Annotated in this window: 2 protein-coding genes and 1 pseudogene; all 3 read left to right on the plus strand. The window is 70.0% G+C overall.

Translation table 11 applies throughout. From position 1 onward, the window contains the following. Positions 1–901, plus strand: a 901-nt coding sequence (locus ACXAID_RS27920; RefSeq protein ID WP_475025408.1) for a molybdopterin molybdotransferase MoeA, incomplete at its 5' end; no start/stop codon positions are given. A gap of 21 nt (positions 902–922) precedes the next feature. Next, complete coding sequence (locus ACXAID_RS27925; RefSeq protein WP_475025409.1) at positions 923–1,576, plus strand: GNAT family N-acetyltransferase; 654 nt, start codon at positions 923–925, stop codon at positions 1,574–1,576. A 156-nt stretch (positions 1,577–1,732) separates the two neighbouring features. Next, positions 1,733–1,933, plus strand: a pseudogene (locus ACXAID_RS27930) (divisome protein SepX/GlpR); the annotation flags it as partial.

The following is a 1,933-nucleotide window of genomic DNA, read 5'->3' on the forward strand; positions in this document are numbered from 1 at the left end:
GCGCTGGACCGACGGCGGCGGCTCGCGGGTGCGGGTGCTGCGCGGGGTGCGCTCGGGTGCGTATGTGCGCCGCACCGGCGACGACGTCCAGCCCGGAGATGTGGCGGTCCGTGCCGGGACCATCATCGGGGCGGCCCAGGTGGGGCTGCTCGCGGCGGTCGGTCGCGAACGGGTGCTGGTGCATCCGCGGCCCCGGTTGTCGGTGATGTGCGTCGGGGGTGAGCTCGTCGACATCAGCCGCACCCCGGGCAACGGTCAGGTCTACGACGTCAACTCCTATGCGTTGGCGGCCGCCGGTCGTGACGCCGGGGCGGACGTGAACCGCGTCGGGATCGTCTCCACCGAGCCCAAACAGCTGCGCGAGACGGTCGAGGGGCAGCTGAACCGCGCTGAGGTGGTGGTGATCGCCGGGGCCGTCGGCGGTGCGGCTGCCGAGGGTGTGCGGGCGGTGCTCAGCGAACTCGGCGACATGGAGGTCAGCCGGATCGCGATGCATCCCGGGTCCGTGCAGGGCTTCGGTCAGCTCGGTCCCGACGGTGTTCCGGTGTTCCTGTTGCCGGCGAACCCGGTCAGCGCGCTGGTGGTGTTCGAGATCATGGTGCGCCCGCTGATCCGGCTGTCGCTGGGTAAGCGCCAGCCGATGCGGCGGATCGTGCAGGCCCGGGCACTGTCGCCGATCACGTCGGTCGCGGGCCGAACCGGCTTCCTGCGCGGACAGTTGATGCGCGACCAGGACACCGGGGAGTACCTGGTGCAGGCCCTCGGCGGCGCCCCGGGGGCGTCGTCTCATCTGCTGGCGACCCTGGCCGAGGCAAACTGTCTGGTGATGGTGCCCGGTGAGGCCGAGCAGATCCGCACCGGTGAGATCGTCGACGTCGCATTCCTGGCTCAGCGCGGCTGAGGCGGCGGTGCGGGCGCGGTGATGAACCTGTGGAGTTCCCGTTCGCAGCATCCGGGGTGGCCGTTGCCGGTGGGCCCGCTGCGGGTGCCCGGCGGGACGGTGCGGCTGCGGCCGATCCGGCTGCGTGACGGCGCCCAGTGGAGCAGGACCCGGTTGGCCGACCGTGCGCACCTGGAGCCCTGGGAACCGGTGTCGGATCTGAATTGGGAAGTGCGGCATTCTGTTTCGGCCTGGCCCTCGGTGTGTTCGGGTCTTCGTGGGGAGGCCCGGCGGGGCCGGATGCTGCCGTATGCGATCGAGCTCGACGGTCAGTTCGCCGGTCAGCTCACCATCGGCAACGTGACGCACGGGGCGCTGCGGTCGGCCTGGATCGGCTACTGGGTGGCCAGCGGGTCGACCGGGGGAGGGGTCGCGACCGCGGCCCTGGCGTTGGGTCTGGATCATTGTTTCGGCAAGGTCATGCTGCACCGGGTGGAGGCCACCGTGCGGCCCGAGAACGCGGCGAGCAGGGCGGTGCTGGCTAAGGCCGGTTTCCGCGAAGAGGGCCTGCTGAAGCGCTACCTCGAGGTCGACGGCGCGTGGCGTGACCATCTGCTGGTCGCCATCACCGTCGAGGAATTGAGCGGGTCGGTGGCGGCGGCGCTGGTGCATGCCGGCCACGCGGCCTGGACCTAGTGTTTGCGACCCGACACCCCCAACCTGTTACCAATGTGACACATGTGACTGGTGGTGCTTGTCTCCAGCGAATTACAGGTGTGTAATTGACATCGGCGCGCCGCCCACGGATGCGCTGGTCACAGACCTAGCCTGATGGGGAAAGGAGCAGGCGCCATGCCAAGCATCCCCCAATCTCTTCTCTGGATCTCGCTCGTTGTGCTGTGGCTCTTCGTGCTGGTCCCCATGCTGATCAGCAAGCGTGATGCGGTACGCCGCACCAGCGACGTCGCGCTGGCCACCCGGGTGCTCAACAGCGGCACCGCGGTTCGGCTGCGCCGGCGCGGCCCGGCGGCCGGGCATCGCAGCGATCCGGAC

This window comes from Mycobacterium sp. ABE4_509 (genome assembly GCF_056160785.1).